This window comes from Lewinella sp. (assembly GCF_050633125.1).
Lineage (GTDB): Bacteria > Bacteroidota > Bacteroidia > Chitinophagales > Saprospiraceae > Lewinella.
Window position 1 is genome coordinate 1 of the sequence record NZ_JBOEFX010000132.1, and the last position, 23,669, is coordinate 23,669.

Consider the following 23,669-nt stretch of genomic DNA (forward strand, 5'->3'; position numbering starts at 1 on the left):
ACGGTAAGATGATGAAGGACTTCGGTATCTCCATCTGTTTTTAGCAACGAATAAATTTGGGTGAGCGAACGATATAAGTTTTCACGATCGTATTCATTATAAAAAACCTGCTCCCAGTAGGTAGGGTTTCCTTCGTGATCTTCCAGGGGAACACTGGATTCGTAGTGAGTGAGGTCGTCATATTGTAGCGGAAGCTCCACAGAGCGACCATACCGACGGAGGTAGGATTGTAAGTCGTCTGTGATAGGAACGACTATTTTTTTCTTGGAAGGGATATTACCAGCCATACTTGGAGTAGCTTTTTGTCAAAAGTAGGTTAAAGCTTGTTGGGGAATTTCATTTTCTGAAAAAAGAACACCCTAAATTTAAGAAAAGAAATAGGTTAATGCTTCCCCAACAAGCTTTTAAAGCTGGAGGGATTTCCTAATTTCGCGACACAACAAGCGTTAAGATTTATGCAGGAACGTCATTCAGATCGGCAAAGGTATTTTGAGGAACAAGCTTACACGACAGAAAAGTACGTGATTCCTTTCGTTCGTCCTTTTCTTCCTATCGGGCCGGAGCATCGCATTCTGGAGGTGGGTTGTGGTGAAGGCGGCAACCTGAAACCTTTTTTAGATTTAGGCTGCAACTGTGTGGGGGTAGACCTTAATGCCCAGCAAATAGAGCGCGCTAAAGATTTTTATGGCGACCATCCTCATCAAGCTAAACTCGAATTAATTGCTGGAGATGTCTACGATTTGAACCCTGAAAAACTAGGGACTTTCGATTTTATCTTCTTGCGTGATGTCATTGAGCACATCGTCGATCAAGATCGTTTTATGGCTTACATCAAAGCCTATCTTAAGCCTGATGGACGGTTGTTTCTTGGCTTTCCGCCGTGGTACATGCCCTTTGGAGGTCATCAGCAGGTATGCAGTAGTAAGGTGCTTTCTAAGTTGCCTTACTTTCATTTGTTACCCGTTCCCTTGTATCGCATGGTGTTGAAGGCTTTTGGCGAAAGGCAGGCCGTTATTGATGAGCTGCTCTATATCAAGTCTACGGGGATTAGCATCGAACGCTTGCGGAAAATCATCAGCACCAATGGTTATCATATTGACCGCGAGCAGCTTTGGCTCATCAACCCTAATTACGAAGTGAAGTTTGGTTTGAAAATGCGTAAACAGTGGGGTGTTATCAGCGCGCTTCCTTTTTTGCGGAACTTTTTAACGACTTGTGGGTATTATGTGATACATTCTAGCGAATAGGCTGCCCCAACCGTAACTTACGCATAAACCAAGCGATCAAAAAACTCCCAATCACCGTCGGAATAATCCATGCGATACTGCTGGGGATCACAAAGTTTACGTTGACGAAAAAAGCAGTAAATACGGCGATGGTAGCGCCTCCCATCCGACCAATGTGCCGACGTAAGGCCAGTTTGGTGCTGCGATTGATGTCTCTGTACCATTGGTAATCTTCCCGCGCCATACTTAGAGAGATGAAACCAAAAGCTGCTGGCGCAATGGCTCCCATTGGCCCCATTTTGCTCATAAAAGTGGGGATTCCGACAGTTAGGAGGAGAATGCCAAAAACAAGAATCATGATACTTGAGGCATAATCTAGAAGCGTAGGCTTTTCTTGACGACGAAAAGCTAGATAACGCTTGCCCGTATAGGTGAGGTGAAAGCTAAATACACAGAGCATCACCAGTGCCCACTTCTCGTGTACGATGCCAGAGGGGATACTGGCCAGGGAAGTAATCAACATGGTGACAAAGAAGACGTTGCCCGCCTTTTTGTGCCAGTGGCTCCATTTAGAGGTGGCAAAGGCAACCATGGATGCACCCATAGCGATAAGGCCAGTAATGATGTGCAGAATAATTAAGGGGCGGTAAAGTAGCTCTAACATGAGGATTAATTTTCCAACAAGTTAGGTCTCCCTTAACGCCCCTGAAAAGTAGCCTGACTGAACTGTCGATTTTTGCTACTGAAGTGTTTTTATTGGTACGGGGTACAAAGTACCTAGTACCATTTTACACCGCTCCCTCCTTAATCTCTTCCACAATTTCTGGATTCAGCAGGGTAGAGGTATCTCCTAAATTAGAGGTATCCCCCGAGGCTATTTTCCGTAAGATGCGGCGCATGATCTTGCCGGAACGGGTCTTGGGCAAGTCGCTTACAATCTGAATCTTGTCTGGCTTGGCAATGGGGCCAATGACGTCACGGACAACAGCGTTGATTTCCTTACGTAGCTTATCGTGGTCGGTTACTTTTTCATCAATAATGACGTAAGCGTAAATACCCTGACCTTTGATATCGTGTGGGTAGCCTACAACCGCAGACTCCAACACCTGAACATGTTCGTCGATAGCGTTCTCTACTTCTGCAGTACCCATCCGGTGACCAGAGACGTTAATAACATCATCTACTCGACCAACGATACGATACATTCCATTAGCGTCACGGCGAGCACCGTCTCCGGTGAAATACTTGTCGTCAAAGTGCGAGAAATACGTAATCCGGCAGCGCTCATGGTCGCCATAAGTGGTACGGAGCATAGAGGGCCAAGGGTATTTTACACACAAGAGGCCTTCTTCTTCGATATCATGCAGTTCATTGCCTTCTTTGTCTACGAGGCAAGGCTGTATACCTGGGAGTGGATATCCGGCGAAAGTAGCCTTTTGTGGACTGTGGTCGCCAAGGCCAGAGATCATAATGCCCCCGGTTTCGGTTTGCCACCAGGTGTCGACAATAGGACTGTTGCCCTTTCCTACGACTTCATGGTACCATTCCCATGCTTCGTGGTTAATCGGTTCACCAACAGAGCCTAGGACTTTGATACTGCTGAGGTCGTACTTGTTTACATATTCGTTGCCATAGGCCATGAGTGCTCTGATGGCCGTAGGAGCGGTATAAAACTGGTTGACCTTCATCTTTTCAACAGATGCCCAGAAGCGGCCAGCGTCTGGATAAGTAGGAACACCTTCAAACATCACGGTTGTTGCACCAGCCAATAGCGGGCCATAGATGATGTAGGAGTGGCCAGTAATCCAACCAATGTCGGCCGTACACCAGTAGATATCGCCGTCTTGATACTGGAAGACATTGCGGAAGCTGTAACAGGTGTACACCATGTAGCCTCCACAGGTGTGTACTACTCCTTTGGGTTTTCCGGTAGAACCGGAGGTATAGAGGATAAAGAGCATGTCTTCACTATCCATTTCTTCTGCCGGGCAGGTAGTCGCTTGCTTATCAACAACATCGTGCCACCACACGTCTCGGTCAAACCAGGTAACCTCATCGCCGGTATTTTTGTGGACCAATACCGTTTCAATGCTTGGGCAACCCAATTCCATGGCATCGTCTACCACTTGTTTGACGGGGATGTGCTTTGAACCACGATTGTTGTAGTCAGAACAGATCACCATGTTACAGGTAGCATCATTGATACGATCTGCGAGTGCTTTGGCGGAGAAACCTGCAAAAACAACAGAATGGATAGCACCAATACGAGCACAAGCCAGTACTGCGATGGCAAGCTCAGGCACCATAGGCATATAAAAACAAACCCGATCACCTTTGCTTACGCCAAGTTCTTTGAGTGCATTTGCTGCCTGACAGACTGCTGCGTGCAATTCTTTATAGGTAATATCTTTTACAGGAGTGTTTGGATCATTTGCATCGTATTTGATAGCAACCTGATCGCCACGATCGGCTAGATGACGGTCGAGGCAGTTTTCTGTAATGTTGAGTTTTCCACCGGTGAACCATTTTACATCAGGATCGCGGAAATTCCAGTCTAGTACTTTATCCCATTTTTTGCGCCATTGGAAAGTCTCGGCCTGAGCAGCCCAGAAACCCTCCGGATCGGTTACGCTTTGTTGATATACCTTTTGGTATTCTTCGAAGGAGGTAATTTGTGAGGTCATATGAAGCGGTTATTGTTTTATACAAACGTATATAGATGTGTATATGTGTAAAGATAAAAAATTTTATCAGCCAAACTCAAAAACTTCCGAAATAATATCTACTAATTCCTGATTGTCGAAAGGTTTTGTAAGGTATATTTCTCCTCCGCTAGAATAGCCTTGGTGACGATCTTGGGAAGTACCTTTTGCGGTGAGGAAAATAATGGTTGTATCGTTAAGATTTTCGTCGTTGCGAATGGCTTTGGCTACAGAAAACCCATCAAGGCCGGGCATCATAACATCGAGGATTACAATGTCTGGTTGATGTTTACGTGCTTGCTGGATACCTTTTGACCCATCAGAAGCTTTGACAACGTTAAAGCCTTTCTGTTGGATTAAAAACTCTAGTGCAAGGAGAATATTAGGCTCGTCATCAACGAGAAGAATCGTACCATTTCTTTTCATAATAATGAGCGATTGTTGAATAGCGATTTAAGCTATAGATATAGGCAAATGTAATAAAAAGGAAAATAAATTTCGCCAAATCTTGGAAACAAAAAAGATAAATCGGAAATAAGTATTCCTGGCGATTAGTCCTTTAGCTTGGGCAAGCGAACGAGGAAAGAGGTTGCCCATCCGGGGTGAAAAACAAGGTTAATCGACCCTTGGTGCTGCTCAAGTATGTGCCGACAAATATAGAGGCCAAGTCCGCTACCTTGTGGTTTCCCCAAGTTACGGTCTTGTACCTGAGTGAATTTATCAAAAATAGTATCCTGCTTCTCAGGAGGAATAGCCTTGCCATTGTTTCTAAAAACAAGCTCCCAGGTTTTATTTACCTCTTGCAGCTCTAATTGTATTTGCCCCTCTTGGGGATCAGCAAATTTTAGGGCATTTGACCAGAGGTTGACCAATACCTGGGTCAAACGATCCTTGTTGCCCATAATGATTATTTCTTTGATTTCGCTGACGAAACGATAGTCGATCCCCTTCTCTGATACTTGTTGAGAAAAGGTAGTAGCGGTGTGTTCCAAGAGTTGTATAAAATCTATGGTTTCAAAGCTAAGTTCTTGGTCGGTAGCCTGGATTTTTTCTAAATCCAATACTTGGTTAATAAGTCTTGCTATGCGTTCGCTTTCACTAACCAAGACATTGAGAAACTCGTTTTTTCTATCGTTTGATAAATCGGGATTTTCAGCGAGAATTTTTGCAAAGGCTTTAATAGAGGTGATAGGCGTCCTTAATTCATGGGTAACCGTTGAAATGAATTCTGCCTTCATTTGGTCAAGTTCCTGAAGTTGATGATTCGCGCGGCGCAGTTCTTTTGTAAGCTTTTCTAATTCTTGCCCTTTCTTTTCCAGTGCTTTACTGTATTGCAAGATTTCCTGGGTTTGCTCAAGCGCGGTAAGCATTTCTTCAAGGCTGATGGCATCTGTCTTGGCGATGGAAGCCAGAATTAGTTTGGAAGAGGCTGCTCCAAGTGCACCTGTTAGCTGTGTTTCCGTAAAATTGATAAGCTCTGTGGGAGCTGTTTCCAGCTTGTTGAGTTCCAGTTTTCGGTTACTTTCAAATTTCTTTAGCAGTGTTCGTGCTCTTTGGATTCCTAAAAACCGGGTCAATACCATTTTAATATCATCAATACTGGCTTGACGCTGAATGACTGAATAGTCTTCTTGTTGTTCTTGGTATTTGTAAATATTGACAAATAGATCTGCTTGTTGAATCTCTGTAGCATTGGCTTTTGAATAAAGGGAAATACCGACCAAAGCCAGTGTGTTGAGACCTAAACTCCAAAAGGCAGCATGAGAGAATTGATCGAGGTGATCGAGGCCTAAAAGCGACTGAGGTTTCAGGCCATGAATGCCACCAATGCCATATTCAAGGATGTCGGTTGAGAATAGCCCCGCTTCAATGAGGGTAGGAAAAGGAAGCGTAAATGCCCAGATTAAAAAGCCAATAATCAAGCCTGCAATTGCTCCCTTGCGATTTGCTTTTTTCCAGTAAAGGCCTGCAATCACGGGAGGGGCAAATTGGGCGACAGCTAAAAAAGAAATTAAGCCAATGGATACCAGGGAGTAACTTTCTCCAACAAATTTAAAATAACTGTAGGAAAGCAGCAGCACACAAATGATACTTACCCGTCGTATTCCTAACAGGCGCCCGGGGAGTTCTGCTTTGGTTTCGTCTACTAGTTCTGCATTGATGACCAATGGTAAAAGGAGGTTGTTGCTGATCATAATACTTAGCGCCACTGTAGCAACAATTACCATGCTCGTTGCGGCAGAAAACCCTCCCAACGCTGCGAGAAAAGCCAAGCCTTCCTGATCAGCCAGCAGCGGGAGCGTAAGTACATAGGTGTCGGGCTCAATACCTTGTTCTTGCAATAGCAGATTGCCAGCAATGGCAATGGGGATTACAAAAAGATTGATAAGAAGGAGGTATAAAGGCACCAACCAACTTGCGGTTTGAATATTATTTGGATTGTCATTTTCAACAACGGCAACATGGAATTGGCGGGGCAAAAGCAAAAAGGCAAACATGGATACGAGCGTAAGCCAAAACCATTGCGTACCATCCATACCTTCTTCAAAAGTAAAGAGTTGAGCAATGTCTTCTCGCTCAATAGCTTGGGCGAATAAATCTCCGAACCCATCGAATAAGCCGTATACCACAAAGAGACCCACTGCCAGGAAAGCCAACAACTTGAAAATAGACTCGAAAGCTACTGCTGCCACCAAGCCAGCGTGACGTTCATTGGGGTCGAGGTGTCGCGTGCCAAAAAGGATCGCGAAAAGAGCAAGTAGTATCGTTACGTAAAAAGCAGAGTCTTCGTAAAATGGCAGGTGAGCATGGGCATTGAGGAGCAATGGGTCGGCACTCATTAGCAGGTCTAAACTGGAAGATATGGCCTTGAGTTGGATAGAGATGTAAGGAATTACGCCAAAAACGGCAATGACAACTGCTAAAATCCCTAAAAATGCACTCTTACCATATCTACTGGAAATAAAATCTGCAATGGATGTAATCCGTTGTTTTTTACAAATGATTACAATCTTCCTTAAGACAAGTATCCAGATGGGGGCTAAAATGGTTGGCCCTAAATAAATGGGTAAAAAACCGGCGCCAGAACTGGCGGAACGTCCTACGCTGCCAAAAAACGTCCATGCTGTACAATAGACCGCCAAGGAGAGGGCATAAATGAATGGAGAGTTTGTCCAGCTTTTTTGTTTCCCTCCCTTCCGATCCACGTAGTAAGCCACTCCGAAGAGTAAGGCCAGATAAATTAGCGTAATCGATATGATCAGAACTTTGGACAAGGGTAGCGATTATTTATCGGAAGAACATAAGTAATTGGGCTAAAATAAAAGGCCATTCTTTGTCTTAAGAAACACAACGTTCACTGAACGTTACTTCCATGTTTTCAGTCACTTATCAGTGGATTTGTGTTTCCAAAGAATGGCAATCTATTTTTTTACGCCTCTTAAGGTAAAATAGGTAGCAATAATGATAAGTAACCAAATTACAAAAAGCATTAAATAAAGCTGAGGGATGCCCATTATTAACCGCATTTTTCCCAATAACCCTAAAAAAGGGAAATTGAAGCAAATAGCAGCCAGGATACTGACGAAGACGAGTTTGGAAGATTTTTCAGACAAAAGATTAGTTTTGAATTTCTCTACCCCTTACTAAATCAAGTTGTCGGGGTATATTTTTGCGTAAAAAGAGCCGACCCAGCATGTTACTGAATCGGCTCTTAAATTATAACACTTTTACTAATTCTCTTCTGTTTTCTGCGGGAAAAAGCCAAAATAAGATGGTTGTAATACCTTACTCTTGACCAGTGCCCATAGGAAAAGGAGTGCAAAAGCACCCAGTGCAAGCGATACTAAATAATACCCTTGAAGTTGAGGCTCGAGGATGAAGCGCAATGCCAGTGTAATCGTAAGGTAAACGGCAATGAACCAGTCTGAAAGTCGTGGGCCTAAAGAAAACTTAGCCATAATAAAAGTGTTTAAGGGGAAGCCCGGAGGATATTAACTAAGGGAGGATATCCAGCAAAACAAAACGATACCTCCAGGCTTCCATTCTTTTTACAAATTTTAATGATCGTGAGCAGCACCAGCGCCACGAGGGACACGAATGTCTTCGACAATTTGCTGAACATTTTCTGGTGGAGGAGGTGTCATTCTGGAAACAACCAGAGAAACAACCAAGTTAAAGACCATTGCAATGGTACCGAACCCTTCAGGAGAAATTCCGAACCACCAACCATCTTTTAGGCCTGCAACGGCTTCTTTTCCGCCATCAAAGATGCCAAATTTGAATTTGAGCATGTACCACAACATGATGCTGATACCAACAATCATACCTGCAACGGCACCCTGCATATTCATCCGCTTGTCAAAAATTCCAAGGATAATGGCTGGGAAGAAGGAGGCAGCAGCAAGCCCAAAGGCCAGTGCGACGACCGCCGCCACAAATCCCGGGGGATTAATACCGAAATATCCAGCAACGAGTACAGCAGCAAACGCACCAATTCTGGCCCAGCGTAATTCCCATTTTTCACTGATATCCGGTTTGATCTGCATTTTGATCAAATCTCGAGAAATAGAAGTAGAAATAACGAGTAGTAAACCGGCGGCCGTCGATAAGGCGGCAGCCAAGCCACCTGCAGCAACTAAGGCAATGACCCAAGCTGGCAAGTTGGCAATTTCTGGATTGGCCAATACCATGATATCGCGGTCAATAGTTAATTCATTCGCGTCAGCGGCAGCCAAGTATTGAATGCGTCCATCTGCATTTTTATCGTCGAATTTAATTAGACCAGTTTGTTCCCACTTGCTGAACCATTCTGGCATTTCCTTGTACTCCTGGTTGCTTACGGTATTGATCAAATTAACACGTGCAAAAGCTGCAATAGCAGGAGCAGTAGTGTAAAGGATAGCAATAAACAAGAGTGCATAACCAGCAGAAGAACGTGCATCCTTTACGCGTGGTACCGTGAAGAAACGAACGATAACGTGGGGTAAACCTGCAGTACCCACCATCAAGGCAAAGGTGATAGCGAATACATCTGTCATCGATTTAGTTCCGGAGGTATATTCAGCAAAACCCAGTTCTCGATGAAGTACATCTAGTTTGTCAAGTAATGCCATGCCAGTGCCGTCAGTGACGTCACCTATGAGTCCAAGCTGAGGGATAGCGTTACCGGTCATTGCTAAAGAAATGAAGATTGCCGGTACCATGTAGGCAAAAATCAAAACACAATATTGTGCTACTTGCGTATAGGTGATACCTTTCATACCCCCAAGTACAGCGTAGAAGAAAACAATGGCCATTCCTATATAAACACCATTATTAATATCCACCTCAAGGAAGCGAGAAAATACAACACCCACACCGCGCATCTGGCCGGCTACGTAGGTAAAGGAAACAATCAATGCACATATTACTGCCACCGTTCGTGCGGTATTGGAATAGTAGCGGTCTCCAATAAAATCGGGGACCGTGAACTTTCCGAATTTTCGCAGATAGGGGGCCAAGAGTAAGGCCAGGAGAACGTATCCCCCAGTCCAACCCAAGAGATAAACGGCACCATCATACCCCATAAAGGAAATAAGCCCTGCCATGGAGATAAAAGAAGCAGCAGACATCCAGTCGGCAGCGGTAGCCATACCATTGGCTACAGGGTGAACGCCACCGCCAGCGACGTAAAATTCTTTAGTAGAACCAGCTCTCGCCCAAATGGCAATCCCTATATAGAGGGCAAAGGTCAGGCCTACGATGATCAGTGTCCAAGTTTGAACATCCATAGTTTTATTATTTTAAAGCTTGTTTTTTGAATTGTTTTTTGTGCAATACAAGGGATCTTTACTCCTCGTCGACATCGTACTTTTTATCCAGTTTATTCATCCAGTTTACGTAGACGAAAATGAGTACAACAAAGACGTAGATAGCACCCTGTTGGGCAAACCAAAACCCGAGTTTGGCACCTCCTATACTGATGTTATTGAGGGTGTCGACCATAAAAATGCCGAACACATAGGAGACCAAAAACCAGATAGAAAGAAGTATCGCCAGATAGCGGAGATTGTCACGCCAATACTGTTGGAGGTTCTTTTCAGACATGGAAAGTTATTTTTGAGTATAAGAATAAGACCAATTCCTTTAAAGCATTGCTGCTAAAGAAAAACATGGGCCTGCATGCGAATTTGATTAACATCAAGGGCACCACCTTCCCGAGGGTCATTACCGATGTGGTGGTATTCCAGGGTGAGTTTTGCGTTGTGGCCATTGATAAAGTAGTTGAGACCAATGTCTAGTGCATTCGTAGGATCAGGTAAACCTTCGTAGTTGCCTGATTGGAAAGCGACATAAGGCATCACTTTGCTACCTGGAACCAGTACGCCCACGTGGCCATATAGCACAGCGCCTGTACCAGCCCAGCGAGCAACGTAATCTTCCCCATAGTTAAAGCTCATGAAGGAAGCGTAAGCATTAAGGCATCCACCGCCGTTAAGAGGCTTGTCCAGGAAAATGTCTGCGGCAAAGTGAGTCACGTTTACGTGTTCTCCCGTATTGTTGTTGTACACGCCGTTGGGGTGAGCATAGAAGCCCGCACCAATAGCCAATACATCCTTCTTACCAAGGTAGGTGCCTACAGCATAAGGAAGTTTCGTTGATTCTGTATCCTTGATTTGATAGCGGAAATAGCCTTCAATGACCGTGTTGCCAGTAGGGTCGCCATCTTTATCGAGGTTGTTGACACCAGAATAAGTCAGTGCAGGATTTGCTTGCCCGTTGTAGTTGCCACTGATTCCGTTGCGGCCAGGGTTGTTGACAGCCAAGCGGTAATCAAATTTGTCGATACTTCCTTTGGCGTACATGCCTAAATGGCGAGCAAATTGGTCGGTAATCCCCAAGGAATGCCAGTGTACGAAAGGACGACTTTGATCCATCGTCATGAAGTTGAGGGTACTCTGGTTAGCCAAGCGGGTCATCCCTTTCCAGTAGTGAAGCCCACTACCGATATAGAGGTTTTTATTAACCATAAATTCTACCCAAGCGTCATGCAGAAAGAGTTGAGGAGCATCACCATTACCTCCTAAGGAAGTTAGGTTGCCTGAGCTCAATCCATTAAGACCAAAGTGGGTGAGAATTAAAAAGCGAGGGGAAACTTGCGCAAACGCTAACATCCGCGAACGGCGAATACTAGAACTTAATTGCAGTTTTGCCGCATCGCCATTGTCAGGTTTGGTAAGGTTACTGGTAGAAAGCCACTGCTGGTGCCAAATAATAAAGCGAACATACTTGGAGCCATCCTCATTAAGGTTAAGCTTTAGAGGCTTGTAGGAGTGGTCAACCTCTGCGGCTTCCTGTGCTGTTAGCCAGTCTGGAGAGAACCCCAGCAGGCAAATTAGCATAGTAATGAATAGTATTCTTTTCTTCATAGCTAAATAGTTGAAAAGGAAGGTTGTTGTGATAATTAGTGTCGTATCTGATTGCTAAAGTATATAGATATATAGATGTGTGCAAATAAAAACCTTATTATTTTTTACATTACGCAGCAAAAGGCAGATAATATTCTGTTATTGGCTACAGCGGACTATATAATTTTATTCAATGAGTGAGTGTTGCTAGGGGTAGCCTTGTAGACTTCTAAGGTGCAGAGGTCTTTGATTGCGGGTTATCAAGTAGCTACATTTCGACGATCTTAATTAGCCACAGTTGGCTAGACACTCTAGAGGTAGATAAGAATAATCATTATAGTCTACAATGATGGAGGAAGGTTAGGGCCACATCAATCGTTAGCCCACTTCATTCAATACTCGGACAATATCGTAAAAGGAAGGGTTGGCCAGATAATAAAGAGAGGTTTTACCGACGCGATCAAGGTCGACAACATTCTTGTTTTTCAGGATGCGGAGATGGTGAGAAGCGACAGCTTGTTCAATGTTTAAATCCTGGTAGATTTCGGTAACGGAGAGTTTTCCTTCTTTGTGCAATAACTCAATAACAGCCAATCGGATGGGATGGGCAATAGCGCGTAGCACTTCGCTAGATTCGCGCAATGATTCTGTTTGATTTGGTGTTTTCATGCTTTTACTCGCTGGAGTATTGCTTAAGGATTTTTATTTCTAACGTAAAAATATCTATATAGTTCTCTATATATGCAACTTCTTTGATAAAATAACTAAGGTCCAGCTAAGGTAGTACAGAAAGAATTAAAGCCGGGAGAAGAGAATCACTATCTGCTAACTTACTAAGACTAGCAGATAGTGATTGGGAATACCTTGTCAGAGGGATTCACTCAGAATAATGTAGAGGGTATAGACCACACTTGCTGTTAGTGCTAGTGCTCCGAGCGTTCCCCATAATGGAATTGCTAGTAGCATTAATACCAAAGAAATCCAGAACCTAGAGCTGGCTGTACCATCAAAAAGGAACATGGCTAGTGGCGGAATAAACAGCGCAATAATAACGAGGAGGATGAGCTCTACGTCTGAGGAACTGCTGTTTTTTCGCAGGTCACGAAACTGTGCCCGTACTGCTTTGCGGAAACTACGCCGTTGCTCTCTACGCAATTGACGTTGTTCTTTTTTGCCCATTTGCTGATCTGCAACTTCTGTTTTTTCAGCTGGCTTGGGGTGCAATACTGCTGCCTCCGATACAGGGGCTGCCACCATTAATGCAAAAATAAATAGTAGGGAAAGTTGGAATAACTTCATAGTGCAAAAAAGATTATTGAGTTGCAAAACTAACAAACTCTTAAACTATCGCAGCAGGTCTTTTAGTGTTTTAACACCTCGTTTCTCTAATCGCCCTAATAGCTTTAAGAGCAAAAGTGAGGTGAGAAATGCGTCTCCACTGGCAGTGTGTCGCCCTTCGACAGGAATGTGGTATGTTTTACACAATTCATCGAGGCTATATTGCCCCGCTTGCAGTGGTGATAATTGACCTTGCAAAGGAGAGGAGAGTCGCTTGGCTAGATGAGCGGTATCTAAAACTTGATTTTGCAATGGTCCACCTAGTTGTAGCAAGAAGGCATTGTTTAGCATGGTGAAATCGAAAGCAATGTGGTGGCCAACAATGATACTATCTTGCAGGTAAGCTAAAAGATCAATAAGAACCTGTTGATTGTCAGGAAGGTGTGCAGAGTGCTTTTGCAGAATGCCATGTACAGGCACACTTTCTCTTTCTTGTTTTTTATAAAGATCACCAGCAGAAAAGAAAGCCTCAAAACGGTCACCAATAAATATTTGCTGATCCCTTACTGCAATGGCACCAATAGAGAGCAGCTTGTCCGTAGTGGGGTCTAAACCTGTGGTTTCCGTATCTAAAACCACCATTCGTTTTGCTCTGAAAAGTGACTTCTGTGGGACTGGTTGATCAAAAAGATGGGCATACTCCTGCCAGTAGCTGGTAGCAGGGTATTTGGGTTTGACCCGAAATATTTTTTTGATCCAACTCATTTTTAACTGTGATTAACCAAAGAAGCTCACTTGGTATCGGACTTTAATAATGTCTTGTAAATCATTTATAGGGCGGAAGGTGTTGCGTAAATTGAGCCTTTGCATTTTTGTCATCTCCTCCATCAGAAGAAATTTGCCTGAATTGTTATTCTTGAGTCCTTGCAATGCCCGGTAGCGGATAAGGATTTCGTAAGCATCGGCGGCTTGTTCAAAAAGCTCACTGTGTTTAGGCTCTAGTTCGGCAAGTTTTTCAAACCTTTTAAAGGTATTGTTGACACCTGTAACTTGATGACCAAGGATGAGGAGCCTTGCCGCATCGGTAAGTGGCATCATTGCACGAGATTTTATATTAAAAGCATCCTTGTGCTCCCCGTTTTTCTCTACCATGAAATTGCGAAAGAAGGTAAGCGGCGGCGGGTTTTGGAGTGCATTTTTGGCCAGCAAAGAAAGGAAAATTCCCTTTTGGTCAATGGTGTCAAAAATATGCTCCCCAAGTTGATTGGAAAATTCTTCTTCTCCATATAATGACCTGAAATCGAAGAAAATATTACAATGCATAATATTTTGATTCGTTGGCGTAAGTATCCAATCCGAGAATTGGTTTTTCCATTCTTGTAGGGATAAACACCACTTAGGGTTGCTGGCCATCATCTCACCAGGGCAATACACAAAGCCACAAGTGTTGAGATGATAAGTGACCTTTTGGGCGAAAGCCAAAAACTGACTTCTGGTGTTTTCCAATTCGGTCTCGGGGACATTCTCAAAAACGAACGCATTGTCCTGGTCGGTACGTAACAACTGTTCGCCACGGCCTTCGCTACCCAAGCCTAGCCACGACCATCTAAGGTCAGGTAAGGGAACTTCCAGTTCTTCCAACGCTATTTCGATAACTCTAACAATTAGAGCATCATTAATTTCAGTCATGACCGTTGCTATGAAGTCCATGGCAACTTCTCTTTCCAAGTATTGCTGTAGCAAGCCTTCTGCCTTAGTGCGGATTACAGCCAGTTTCTCTGCCGAAGAACTTCTTTTCATCTCTCGGATGAGGATAGCTGGGTTATTCCCCTGTAAAACAAGGAGGTCGTGTTCCGAAAGAATGCCGGTTACTGGGGTGTGTGGTGTTCCATCCTGGGTAATGCACAAGTGGTGTATGCCGTTTTTCATCATGGCGATCTGTACCTCAGCTACACTGCAATCAGGTTGAATCGTTACCACGGGATGGGTCATAATATCTGAAACGGGCTGACGTCGACTTACCTCTCCGGTGACTACTCGGTTTCTGAGATCGCGATCCGTTACAATACCAACAGGGTGTGAATTTTCATTGGTGATAAGAATCGACCCCACATGTTTTTGTTGCATAATCCTGGCGGCTTCCTGAATGGTAGCAGTAGGTGCACAGCATACGGGAGATTTGCTATGATTTACAGATTGTATTTCAAATAATGAGGTCTGAAGTAATAGGGCAGGGTCCTTGTCTAAAAATAGCTTTCCTTTAAATAGCTTGCTGTATTTATCGCTAATGCCAAAGGCAAAGTTCTGAGCGAGGTAATAGCCTACTTTTGGCTGTGTTTCAATCAGTTCTTGCAGGTCATCTACTTTTATGGCATAGAGTAGACATTCTTCGGCAGCTTTTGCTGATAGCACATAGGGTTGCTTGGCAAGTAGTGGTCGCAGCCCAAATAAGTCTCCCTCGTCGCAGACCTCTACGAGTAAATTTTCGTCCTTTTTTAGTAACTCTATTGCTCCCTCCCTCACTACATAGATATACTCCTGTGGAGATTCGCCTTCCGTGAAAACAAATTCTCCAGCTTGGAGGTACTTGATAACAGTATCTCCTGCGATTTTTTCAAGCATCGTTTTATCCAACATAGAGAAGGGAGGATAGGCTTGGAGGAAACGGTAGACGCGGTCCGGAATGACGTTCATGGCAGAAAACTTATTTCATGAAAAGTAAAAATTCTTTGTCGGTTATTCCGCATTGTTGGCGGATAAATATTTTGACTTTATTGACTTGGGCTATCTTTAGATATAAGACTCTGAATAAAAAAAGTTGTTATGTCACAGTTCTCTCGTCCAATCTTTGGTGTGGTTATTACTGCAGTTTTTTTACCAAGCTATCCTCCCTGTTGATTTAGAGGAAGATGTTGCCTTTGCTGCTTTCTCTGGTGAAGATCTCATTTTCTTAAGTACGTCTACGGCTAGTCCTGGTGGCCCCAATTTGCTAGACTTGGAGGTAGGTTTTTCACACGAGGCAGGATTTTATGAAGATGTGATTGAGCTATTGCTAAATTTTGACGAACCCGCTTTGGGGGACGTGGAAATTCGATATACCCTTACGGGGGATGAACCGGGAAGTACTGATGCTCTGTTTACCAGTAGCGTCTTAGTCGATAATAGATCAACGGAAGAAAATTTGTTAACCAATATTCCTTGCACACCAAATTTCGTAGACAGGGATGGTGAAAATTACTATCCGGCATGGACTCCGCTACAAGAAAAGGTAGCAAAAGGAAGGGTCATCAGAGCAGCGGCCTTCTTGGCAGGGTAAAGGATCAGCCGGATAGCTACTCGTACTTATTTCGTTTTTCCGGAAGGTAGGGCAATGTATGATTTTCCCGTGGTTTCGATTTCTTGTCCCACTGACAGTCTTTTTTCTTTCGAAAGAGGGATTTATGTACCTGGAGCCGCGTTGGAAACTGACAACTTGGTATGGTCAGGTAATTATTTTAATACGGGTTCAGAATGGGAAAGAAGATCAGATTTTGAATATTTCGATGCAGATGAAGCAGTCGTTAACCAAACAATAGGACTAAGAATTCATGGCGGAAAGACGAGAGGTGCAGCCCAAAAGACAATGCGCATATACGCCCGTTCAAGCTATGGGGAAAAGAGACTGGATTACCTACCCTTTCTTTAGCAATAAAGAACAAACGAGCTATAAGCGGTTGTTGCTTCGCACCACAATGGGGGCATGGACCAATACCATTTTAGCAGATGCCTTTGCTCATCAGGCAGCTCGGGATTTGAATCTTGATATACAAGAGTATCAACCTGTTATCGTTTTTATTAATGGAGAATACTGGGGCATACACGAATTAAGAGAGCACTTTGACCAGCATAAAATTGCTGATGATTATGGGTTAGATGAAGATGATATTAACGTATACAGTGCCTATGGAGAAGTTGTTGAAGGAGAGCCCGATACGGAATTTAGATACTTAAGGGATCAATATCTCGTGCAAAATGACATTACAGACCCTGATGTTTATGACTATATCAAAGATCGGTTTGATATAGATCATCTTATCGACTATTTCTTCACGCAGATTTTTTTTAATAATCGCGATTGGCCCGGAAATAATTCAAAAATGTGGCGCTCTGATACCTACGACAATAAATTCCGATGGTTATTCTATGATCTTGATGGAGCAATGGGGGCCCGCGAAATTGATGATACCTTACTAGCGAAGATAGTAGGGGGTGAAAGTGCTGGCGGAGAAGATAGCTGGTCGAATGCCTTGGTCAGGACCTTGATGAAAAATGAAACCTTTAAAGAACAGTTCATCAGTCGAGCAAAATATTTGTTGACGGAAACATTCAGTCCTGAAAAATTATACCCTCTGGTGCTGCAAATGACCGCTGAATACAACGGAGAAATGGAGGAGCATTTGGGCCGATGGTAAAATTGGCAGTCAACTGCTGTTTGGCGGAACAATATTTCTATACACATTAGTCGGTTTGTCTTTTTGCGAGCTTGTGAGATGCAAACGCAAATGGTTGACTATTTTGGCATAGAGCCTTTTCTGGAGTGCTATGATGAACAGCTTTCAGATGCCTACATTTATCCCAATCCCAGTAGTGGAATAATCAATATTGTTCTGGATGTAGAAAAAGAAGGCCTGTGTTTCTGCCTGATACACAATCAACTCGGGCAACTCTTGATGCACCAAGATGTAATATTCTCCTCGGCTGGAGCTTCGTTGGATTTATCGAGATTGCCGGCAGGAAGCTACTATCTCTCTATATTCGATGGCCGCATGAAAAAAATTACCACGAAACAGGTCATTAAACATTGATGGTAAGTAGAAAAAGATAAAACGAGGGAGGGTGATTAAAGGACATTCATCACAGGGGAGTTAGCCGACAATCATAGAGAATAAAGATTGTCAAAGACATTACAATACTGTAGATACTTTCTTCTGCTAGCCATTAATGGAGTATTTTAAGATATATGATTTATTGATCAAATAGAAATAGCAATGCGTACTCTTCTGCACTTTATAAAAGAAGGTAATTACGGATTTAAATTTATAGCTACCGTTATAATCCTACTTTCAGGGCTAATCATAAAGTCGCAGGACTATATTCCGACTTTGCGAGATGATGCAGTTTGGACAATTGGTAGAGGACAAGGAATGGGAGCTTATAGGTATTTTGATGTGAGGCTTCTTAGTGATTCTATTATGATAGATAATTTAAGCTATAGGCTAATTTCAATAGGAGCGCTAGAAGATGATTGTGCACCAGAATTAGGATATGTTAGGGAAGATATCGGAGAAAAGCGAGTATATTATCGATCTTCTTTAGAAGATAGCCCGTATTACACAGAGGAAGTATTGATTGCAGATTACAGTCTATCAGTGGGAGACTCAATATGGGTTCCAGATTGGGGGATTGCGCTATATGTTGATTCAGTATATATGAAGCCTTGGTTTGACGGCCAGGAGTATAAGTACTTCCAATTAGATAATCCTCATTTTAGCTTTTATGAAGGATTGGGGAGTCAATTATATGGAGTCGTACCAGAGTGTCATGTTTATTGTTTTTTATTCGGCTATGAGCATGCAGATATTGAGACTAATACTTCTGTATCAGTTTCTAGTGATTTTGATATTGCTTGTTACCCCAATCCAGTCTCTGAATTGCTTACTATCAAGTGGCAAGGTGTAAGTTTATTTGAGCAAATAGAGGTCTCGATAACTGACTTGACTGGTAAAGAATATTTATTCGACGAATTAAGAGGAAAAAAAGCAGTACTTGATCTTGGACAATTTCCCTCCGGAGTATTAATTGTCTCATTCTATCAGAATGGACGTTTTATCGAAGCCAAAAGGATTAGTCATTTCTAACTAATCTGTGGAATAGAGGAAATCAAACTGAGTATAATTAGTGCGGCGAACTTAGCTTGTGCGACTATACCCGCCCGGAGCCGTATTCCACTCGGCTATATATTTGGTGCTGTACTTGATCGGCGGTGTACTTGGTGGTCATCGGTGCAGAGGGGCGGGTACATCGTACAAGCCCGAGTTATTTCGTATAAAAAATAAAAATACTTTGTCGGTTATTCCGCATTATTAGCGGATAAATATTCAGACTTTATTGACTTGGGCTATCTTTGTATATAAGACCTGAATAAAAAAGTTGTTATGTCGCATTTCTCTCGCTCAATATTAGGAGTAGTTGTTATTGCTGCCTTTTCGCTTGCACTAAACACTTCTGCACCACCCCCACCAGGACCAATCCAAGCTTATCTCAATGGTATTTTTCCTAATACGACGCCAGGTGCTGGTGGCGCGTGGGAATTAGAAGATCCACTACCTGGACAGACTTTTTATGGCCCAGTTCGGATTCTCCCTTTCCTTGGCACGGATGATATTTTAATTTTGGGTAAGAAAGGTGAAATTTGGCGGGTTAATCTGGAAGATCAGTTTTCAGAAAAGGTACTGGATATTACAGATCGTTCTTTTAAATTGGGAGATGGAGGAACGGTAGGGATGGTATTGCATCCGGAATTCGGAAACCCTGCTGCACCTGATAAACAACTTGTTTTTGTTTATTATCGTACCAAGCCTGATCCTGATCAATGGGATGAAATTGGCTATAACCGTTTGTCAAAGTTCACCTGGAATGCTACTACAGAGACATTCGATGCCGATACCGAAGAGGTTCTTATTCAACAATATGACCAAAGTACTTGGCATAATGGTGGCGCGATGTTTTTTGGCCCTGATGGAATGCTGTATTTATCCATTGGTGATGAAGGGGAGTTTGAGCACCGTGCTTCTTCCACACAGCGGCTAGATGGTGGCTTGTTTAGCGGGATTCTTCGAATAGATGTTGACAACGACCCTACTCGCAGCCATCCCATTATCCGCCAACCGAAGGTAAATGAAAACCCACCAGCAGATTGGCCTGAGACTTTTACTCAAGGCTACATGATTCCGAATGATAACCCATGGCTTAGCCCAGAGGGTGATCTTTTGGAGGAATACTACGCTACGGGTATTCGGAGTCCTTACGGCATGTCGTATGACCCTGAGGCCGATGTAATATGGGTAGCTGATGTCGGAGGGGGAGCAATGGAAGAAATTACCCAAGTGCGCAAAGGTGATAATCTGCAGTGGCCTTACTTGGAGGGGACTTTTGTAAGCGAAGACTTTACAAGGCCAGCTGAGGAGGATTATATTGGTAATGAAAAACCACCTTACCTGGCGTACGATAGAACCTATGGCGCTTGTGTAATAGGTGGGGAAGTTTATCAGGGTGTACAATTTCCTGAATTGAATGGGAAATACATTTTTGCTGATTTTACCAGTAACCTTTTGATGGCACTAAGTACAACCAGTGAGCAGGTGGAGCCGGAGATTGAAACACTCATTAGTGATCTGGGCGCTCAACCTGTAGATATTCCCCAAGGGGCAGGTATAACAGGTGTATTTCCTCAACCAAATGGCGATATACTAATTGCAGTTATTGGCAGTAGAATGGAATCGATTCCTGGTAAGATTTTTCGCTTGAAGCGTACTGTAGATGTTCCTGATCCTCCTGCTAAACTTTCTGATTTAGGTGTTTTTGCTGATCTGGAAACACTGACTCCGATACCAGGCATTATACCTTATGAGACAAATGCTCCTTTGTGGTCGGATCGGGCAGAGAAAAAGCGTTGGATTGCCATTCCAAATGATGGAACTTATGATACCGCGGATGAGCAGATCAATTTCCGGAAAGAAGGAGATTGGAATTTTCCAGAAGGAACCGTATTTATTAAGCATTTTGAGCTTCCGTTGAGCGAAGGTGCCAATAGCCCTACCGCTCGCTTAGAAACACGTTTTTTTATTATCGGAGAAACAAAACGCTATGGTCTCACTTATCGCTGGAATCAAGAAGGAACAGAAGCTTTTTTGCAAGGTGGTGGCTCTTCCAAGAGTTTTGATATCACGGATGAAAATGGACAATTTGCGTATACTCAAAACTGGGACTTTCCTAGCCGTGAACAATGTCTTACTTGCCACAATTCTAATGCTAACTACGTTTTGGGGGTGAAAACACATCAATTAAATGGTACGATGTCTTACCCTCATTTGGGGAGCGAAATGAATCAACTGACTTACCTCAACGACTTGGGCGTATTCAGACAGGATATAGGGGAAGCAAACCAATACAAGCGCTCTTACCCAATAGATGATGAATTCGCTGATTTAGAACTTAGAATCATGTCTTATTTAGATGCCAATTGTGCTTCTTGTCATGTGCCTGGCAACTTGCCTACGGTGAATATGGATCTACGTTTTAATACCCCTTTGGTGCTGAAAAACTTTGTTAATTTTCCAACTACAAGTAATGCATCTAATCCGAATCGCCTTATCGTAAAACCTGGTTATCATGCTGAATCCGAGTTTTGGTTGCGGGATGCTAGCATCAATGAGAATCGCATGCCACCGATTGCTCGTAATTTAGTAGATGAAGTATATGTGGAAAAATTAGCAGAATGGATTGACGGATTACCTGAAGATTTTGGGCAACAAGATGAGAATCTTTTCTTTCCGAACCCAACAGATGATTGGTTGGGAATACGGCTTAGTGATCAATTGGAAGGCCCGTTTGAATTGTCAGTTCATGCGTTATCAGGAAGGCTTATCCACCGTACTGTGATGGAAAGTCATTCTGAATATTTAGATTTTAGCATACTACCTGCTGGGGTTTATATTTTTAATATTTCTAATGGGACAACTGAGATCGTAGAAAGAGTTGTGGTTTATTAATGCAGCCTCCGGTTAGGTAAGCAAATTGCCTTTATGGAGCCCAGTTGTCTTTTGTCAGGAGCAAGAGTGGGTAAGGTATGTTAATAAAATCAATCAAAATATATAGATATTTAGATGTATTTTGTATTTTGGGTCATGTTGCCGATTGTTACCCGGCAAAGAATCTTATTGTTTAGTTTATTAACTGCCCTGTCATGACCTACCAAAAAGAATACCAAAACAGCCTTACGGATCCGATTACATATTGGACGGAACAGGCAAAAGCCCTTGACTGGTTCTCTTTCCCTGAAAATATCCTTAGCCAAGATGAAGATGAACTTTATCGTTGGTATAAAGGAGGGAAGATGAATACCTCTTACTTGGCCCTGGACTATCATGTGGCCAATGGCCGGGCAGAGCAAACTGCACTGATCTACGACTCTCCTGTGACTAATACGAAGGAGCAATACACTTACCAGGAGTTATTGGACGAGACCGCTCGTTTTGCCGGTGTACTCAAAGCACAAGGTGTTGAGAAAGGCGACCGAGTGATTATTTATATGCCAATGATTCCGCAGGTGGTCTTTGCTATGCTGGCTTGTGCTCGTTTAGGGGCTGTGCATTCTGTAGTGTTTGGCGGTTTTGCAGCCCATGAATTAGCGATTCGTATTGATGATGCTAAACCCAAGCTGATTCTCGTGGCTAGCGGAGGTAAAGAGATTGAACGCATTGTTCCTTACAAGCCTATCATAGATAAAGCATTGCGCGAAGCTACTTTTCAGCCACAGGCTTGCATCGTATACCAGCGGGATTTTGTAAAAGCAGCGCTTCAGGAAGGCCGAGACTTTGATTGGGAAACGTTACTTGCACAAGCAGAACCGGCTACTTACACCCCGGTTGATGCAACAGACCCGTTGTACATTCTCTATACCTCTGGTACCACAGGCCAACCAAAGGGGATTGTTCGTGATAACGGAGGCCATGCTGTAGCGCTGCATTACAGTATGAAAAATGTTTATGGTGTAGTTCCTGGAGATACCTACTGGGCCGCTTCGGATGTGGGCTGGGTTGTAGGCCACTCTTATATTGTTTACGCTCCTTTAGTCTATGGCTGCACCACTGTTTTATTTGAAGGCAAGCCTATAAAAACGCCAGATGCGGGTACTTTTTGGAGAGTAATTGAAGAATACCAGGTTAAAGTGTTTTTTACAGCACCAACAGCATTTAGGGCGATCAAGAAAGAAGATGCCCAGGGAAAGCTTAAAGAACAATACGATACTTCTTGCCTGAAATACCTTTTCCTTGCCGGAGAACGCACAGATATCAATACCCTGAACTGGTGTGAAAAAATGCTGCAGGTTCCTGTCATTGATCATTGGTGGCAGACGGAGTCTGGCTATCCTATGTTGGCAAATATGGCAGGGCTGGAGCTGCAACCTATAAAGCCCGGGTCGGCTGGCCCTCCTGTTTGCGGTTTTGAGGTTGCAATACTCGATCACGACAACCAGGAGGTTGCTATCGGTGAAGAAGGAGCTGTGGCTATTCGGTATCCATTGCCTCCAGGGTGTTTACCAAATCTATGGGAAGATACGCCACGGTTTAAAAAGTCTTACTTGTCTGCCTATCCTGGCTACTACTTTTCTGGAGACGGGGGCTACAAGGATGAAGAGGGATATGTATTCATCACGGGCCGCATTGATGATATCATAAATGTTGCTGGACACCGATTGTCTACAGCCGAGATGGAAGAAGTAGTGGCGGCCCATCCAGCAGTTGCAGAATGTGCAGTTATTGGTGTAGCTGATGAACTAAAAGGACAAATTCCAGTAGGTTTCTTTGTTCTGAAAACCGGACTTTCTGTAACAGAAACAACCATTGAAAAAGAGCTGATAAAAATGGTCAGAGATACAATAGGGCCGGTTGCAGCTTTCAAGCGTGCAATTCAAGTAGACCGCCTTCCGAAAACTCGATCCGGGAAAATTCTTCGCAAAACCATGCGAGCCATCGCCGATAAGCAGACCTTCAAGCCACCATCAACGATAGATGATATGAGCGTCCTTGGCGAGTTGGAGGTCCTCATGAATGAAAAGACAATAGGCAATTGCGGGAGGTGAGTATTTCACCAGATAGATGCACCGTTTTTTGAACCACCAAAGGCACTTAAGTATTTCTTGAACTCCCTATGTGCCTATGTGATAAAAACACACATCACCCCCTTTCAAACACATAGACACAGAGGAATACGCAGCTTTACTTTGCACTAGATAAACTCCCTATGTGTCTATG

Annotated in this window: 19 protein-coding genes and 1 pseudogene; 7 read left to right on the plus strand and 13 right to left on the minus strand. The window is 43.3% G+C overall.

The window, feature by feature from the left end:
* Positions 1 to 287, minus strand: a pseudogene (locus ACRBG0_RS24755) (hypothetical protein); the annotation flags it as partial.
* A 168-nt stretch (positions 288 to 455) separates the two neighbouring features.
* Between ACRBG0_RS24755 and ACRBG0_RS24760 the strand changes: the two are divergent.
* Positions 456 to 1,247, plus strand: a complete 792-nt coding sequence (locus ACRBG0_RS24760) for a class I SAM-dependent methyltransferase (protein ID WP_431489519.1) — start codon at positions 456 to 458, stop codon at positions 1,245 to 1,247.
* Here the strand turns inward: ACRBG0_RS24760 and ACRBG0_RS24765 are convergent.
* The 12 genes from ACRBG0_RS24765 to ACRBG0_RS24820 form a co-directional block, all read right to left on the minus strand.
* Positions 1,237 to 1,890 carry a hypothetical protein gene (locus ACRBG0_RS24765; RefSeq protein WP_431489520.1) on the minus strand — a complete coding sequence of 218 codons (654 nt, stop codon included), beginning with the start codon at positions 1,888 to 1,890 and terminating at the stop codon, positions 1,237 to 1,239. The two genes, ACRBG0_RS24760 and ACRBG0_RS24765, sit on opposite strands and share 11 nt — an antisense overlap.
* Before the next feature lie 124 nt (positions 1,891 to 2,014).
* Positions 2,015 to 3,910 (minus strand): acetate--CoA ligase, encoded by a 1,896-nt coding sequence (acs, locus tag ACRBG0_RS24770; protein ID WP_431489521.1) that lies wholly within the window; start codon positions 3,908 to 3,910, stop codon positions 2,015 to 2,017.
* A 66-nt stretch (positions 3,911 to 3,976) separates the two neighbouring features.
* The gene (locus ACRBG0_RS24775; protein WP_431489522.1) at positions 3,977 to 4,354 is read right to left on the minus strand and encodes a response regulator transcription factor; all 378 of its coding nucleotides are present in this window, start codon (positions 4,352 to 4,354) and stop codon (positions 3,977 to 3,979) included.
* Positions 4,355 to 4,479: 125 nt separating this feature from the next.
* Positions 4,480 to 7,203 (minus strand): ATP-binding protein, encoded by a 2,724-nt coding sequence (locus ACRBG0_RS24780; RefSeq protein ID WP_431489523.1) that lies wholly within the window; start codon positions 7,201 to 7,203, stop codon positions 4,480 to 4,482.
* Positions 7,204 to 7,659: 456 nt separating this feature from the next.
* The gene (locus ACRBG0_RS24785; protein ID WP_020539381.1) at positions 7,660 to 7,887 is read right to left on the minus strand and encodes a hypothetical protein; all 228 of its coding nucleotides are present in this window, start codon (positions 7,885 to 7,887) and stop codon (positions 7,660 to 7,662) included.
* Positions 7,888 to 7,986: 99 nt separating this feature from the next.
* Complete coding sequence (locus tag ACRBG0_RS24790; RefSeq protein ID WP_431489524.1) at positions 7,987 to 9,699, minus strand: sodium:solute symporter family protein; 1,713 nt, start codon at positions 9,697 to 9,699, stop codon at positions 7,987 to 7,989.
* 58 nt (positions 9,700 to 9,757) lie between these two features.
* Positions 9,758 to 10,015 (minus strand): DUF4212 domain-containing protein, encoded by a 258-nt coding sequence (locus ACRBG0_RS24795; protein ID WP_431489525.1) that lies wholly within the window; start codon positions 10,013 to 10,015, stop codon positions 9,758 to 9,760.
* Positions 10,016 to 10,068: 53 nt separating this feature from the next.
* A complete protein-coding gene (locus tag ACRBG0_RS24800) occupies positions 10,069 to 11,337 on the minus strand; it encodes a porin (protein ID WP_431489526.1) in 1,269 nt (422 codons plus the stop codon).
* Between the two features lie 357 nt (positions 11,338 to 11,694).
* Positions 11,695 to 11,985: an ArsR/SmtB family transcription factor gene (locus ACRBG0_RS24805; protein ID WP_020539377.1), complete on the minus strand. Its 291-nt coding sequence runs from the start codon at positions 11,983 to 11,985 to the stop codon at positions 11,695 to 11,697.
* Between the two features lie 198 nt (positions 11,986 to 12,183).
* A complete protein-coding gene (locus ACRBG0_RS24810) occupies positions 12,184 to 12,615 on the minus strand; it encodes a YqaE/Pmp3 family membrane protein (protein WP_431489527.1) in 432 nt (143 codons plus the stop codon).
* 45 nt (positions 12,616 to 12,660) lie between these two features.
* The gene (locus ACRBG0_RS24815; protein WP_431489528.1) at positions 12,661 to 13,359 is read right to left on the minus strand and encodes a 3'-5' exonuclease; all 699 of its coding nucleotides are present in this window, start codon (positions 13,357 to 13,359) and stop codon (positions 12,661 to 12,663) included.
* A 12-nt stretch (positions 13,360 to 13,371) separates the two neighbouring features.
* The gene (locus ACRBG0_RS24820; RefSeq protein WP_431489529.1) at positions 13,372 to 15,288 is read right to left on the minus strand and encodes a DUF294 nucleotidyltransferase-like domain-containing protein; all 1,917 of its coding nucleotides are present in this window, start codon (positions 15,286 to 15,288) and stop codon (positions 13,372 to 13,374) included.
* Positions 15,289 to 15,445: 157 nt separating this feature from the next.
* Between ACRBG0_RS24820 and ACRBG0_RS24825 the strand changes: the two genes are divergently transcribed.
* The 6 genes from ACRBG0_RS24825 to ACRBG0_RS24850 all read left to right on the plus strand — a co-directional run bounded on the left by ACRBG0_RS24825 (position 15,446) and on the right by ACRBG0_RS24850 (position 23,497).
* Positions 15,446 to 15,910 carry a hypothetical protein gene (locus ACRBG0_RS24825; protein ID WP_431489530.1) on the plus strand — a complete coding sequence of 155 codons (465 nt, stop codon included), beginning with the start codon at positions 15,446 to 15,448 and terminating at the stop codon, positions 15,908 to 15,910.
* A gap of 271 nt (positions 15,911 to 16,181) precedes the next feature.
* Positions 16,182 to 17,045, plus strand: coding sequence for a CotH kinase family protein (locus tag ACRBG0_RS24830; protein ID WP_431489531.1), 864 nt, complete (start codon positions 16,182 to 16,184; stop codon positions 17,043 to 17,045).
* A gap of 78 nt (positions 17,046 to 17,123) precedes the next feature.
* Positions 17,124 to 17,438: a T9SS type A sorting domain-containing protein gene (locus ACRBG0_RS24835; protein ID WP_431489532.1), complete on the plus strand. Its 315-nt coding sequence runs from the start codon at positions 17,124 to 17,126 to the stop codon at positions 17,436 to 17,438.
* Positions 17,439 to 17,621: 183 nt separating this feature from the next.
* Positions 17,622 to 18,491, plus strand: coding sequence for a T9SS type A sorting domain-containing protein (locus ACRBG0_RS24840; RefSeq protein ID WP_431489533.1), 870 nt, complete (start codon positions 17,622 to 17,624; stop codon positions 18,489 to 18,491).
* A 297-nt stretch (positions 18,492 to 18,788) separates the two neighbouring features.
* Entirely contained in the window at positions 18,789 to 21,404 is a 2,616-nt protein-coding gene (locus tag ACRBG0_RS24845; RefSeq protein ID WP_431489534.1) for a PQQ-dependent sugar dehydrogenase, read from the plus strand.
* Between the two features lie 194 nt (positions 21,405 to 21,598).
* Positions 21,599 to 23,497, plus strand: a complete 1,899-nt coding sequence (locus ACRBG0_RS24850; protein ID WP_431489535.1) for a propionyl-CoA synthetase — start codon at positions 21,599 to 21,601, stop codon at positions 23,495 to 23,497.
* Positions 23,498 to 23,669: the final 172 nt, after the last annotated feature.

What these genes read in the sequence shown, in the direction of transcription:
- ACRBG0_RS24760 (WP_431489519.1), top strand. Translation starts at nt 456, where the DNA reads ATGCAGGAACGTCATTCAGATCGGCAAAGGTATTTTGAGGAACAAGCT.
- ACRBG0_RS24765 (WP_431489520.1), bottom strand. Translation starts at nt 1,890, where the DNA reads ATGTTAGAGCTACTTTACCGCCCCTTAATTATTCTGCACATCATTACT.
- acs (WP_431489521.1), bottom strand. Translation starts at nt 3,910, where the DNA reads ATGACCTCACAAATTACCTCCTTCGAAGAATACCAAAAGGTATATCAA.
- ACRBG0_RS24775 (WP_431489522.1), bottom strand. Translation starts at nt 4,354, where the DNA reads ATGAAAAGAAATGGTACGATTCTTCTCGTTGATGACGAGCCTAATATT.
- ACRBG0_RS24785 (WP_020539381.1), bottom strand. Translation starts at nt 7,887, where the DNA reads ATGGCTAAGTTTTCTTTAGGCCCACGACTTTCAGACTGGTTCATTGCC.
- ACRBG0_RS24790 (WP_431489524.1), bottom strand. Translation starts at nt 9,699, where the DNA reads ATGGATGTTCAAACTTGGACACTGATCATCGTAGGCCTGACCTTTGCC.
- ACRBG0_RS24795 (WP_431489525.1), bottom strand. Translation starts at nt 10,015, where the DNA reads ATGTCTGAAAAGAACCTCCAACAGTATTGGCGTGACAATCTCCGCTAT.
- ACRBG0_RS24800 (WP_431489526.1), bottom strand. Translation starts at nt 11,337, where the DNA reads ATGAAGAAAAGAATACTATTCATTACTATGCTAATTTGCCTGCTGGGG.
- ACRBG0_RS24805 (WP_020539377.1), bottom strand. Translation starts at nt 11,985, where the DNA reads ATGAAAACACCAAATCAAACAGAATCATTGCGCGAATCTAGCGAAGTG.
- ACRBG0_RS24810 (WP_431489527.1), bottom strand. Translation starts at nt 12,615, where the DNA reads ATGAAGTTATTCCAACTTTCCCTACTATTTATTTTTGCATTAATGGTG.
- ACRBG0_RS24815 (WP_431489528.1), bottom strand. Translation starts at nt 13,359, where the DNA reads ATGAGTTGGATCAAAAAAATATTTCGGGTCAAACCCAAATACCCTGCT.
- ACRBG0_RS24820 (WP_431489529.1), bottom strand. Translation starts at nt 15,288, where the DNA reads ATGAACGTCATTCCGGACCGCGTCTACCGTTTCCTCCAAGCCTATCCT.
- ACRBG0_RS24830 (WP_431489531.1), top strand. Translation starts at nt 16,182, where the DNA reads ATGGCGGAAAGACGAGAGGTGCAGCCCAAAAGACAATGCGCATATACG.
- ACRBG0_RS24835 (WP_431489532.1), top strand. Translation starts at nt 17,124, where the DNA reads ATGCAAACGCAAATGGTTGACTATTTTGGCATAGAGCCTTTTCTGGAG.
- ACRBG0_RS24840 (WP_431489533.1), top strand. Translation starts at nt 17,622, where the DNA reads ATGCGTACTCTTCTGCACTTTATAAAAGAAGGTAATTACGGATTTAAA.
- ACRBG0_RS24845 (WP_431489534.1), top strand. Translation starts at nt 18,789, where the DNA reads ATGTCGCATTTCTCTCGCTCAATATTAGGAGTAGTTGTTATTGCTGCC.
- ACRBG0_RS24850 (WP_431489535.1), top strand. Translation starts at nt 21,599, where the DNA reads ATGACCTACCAAAAAGAATACCAAAACAGCCTTACGGATCCGATTACA.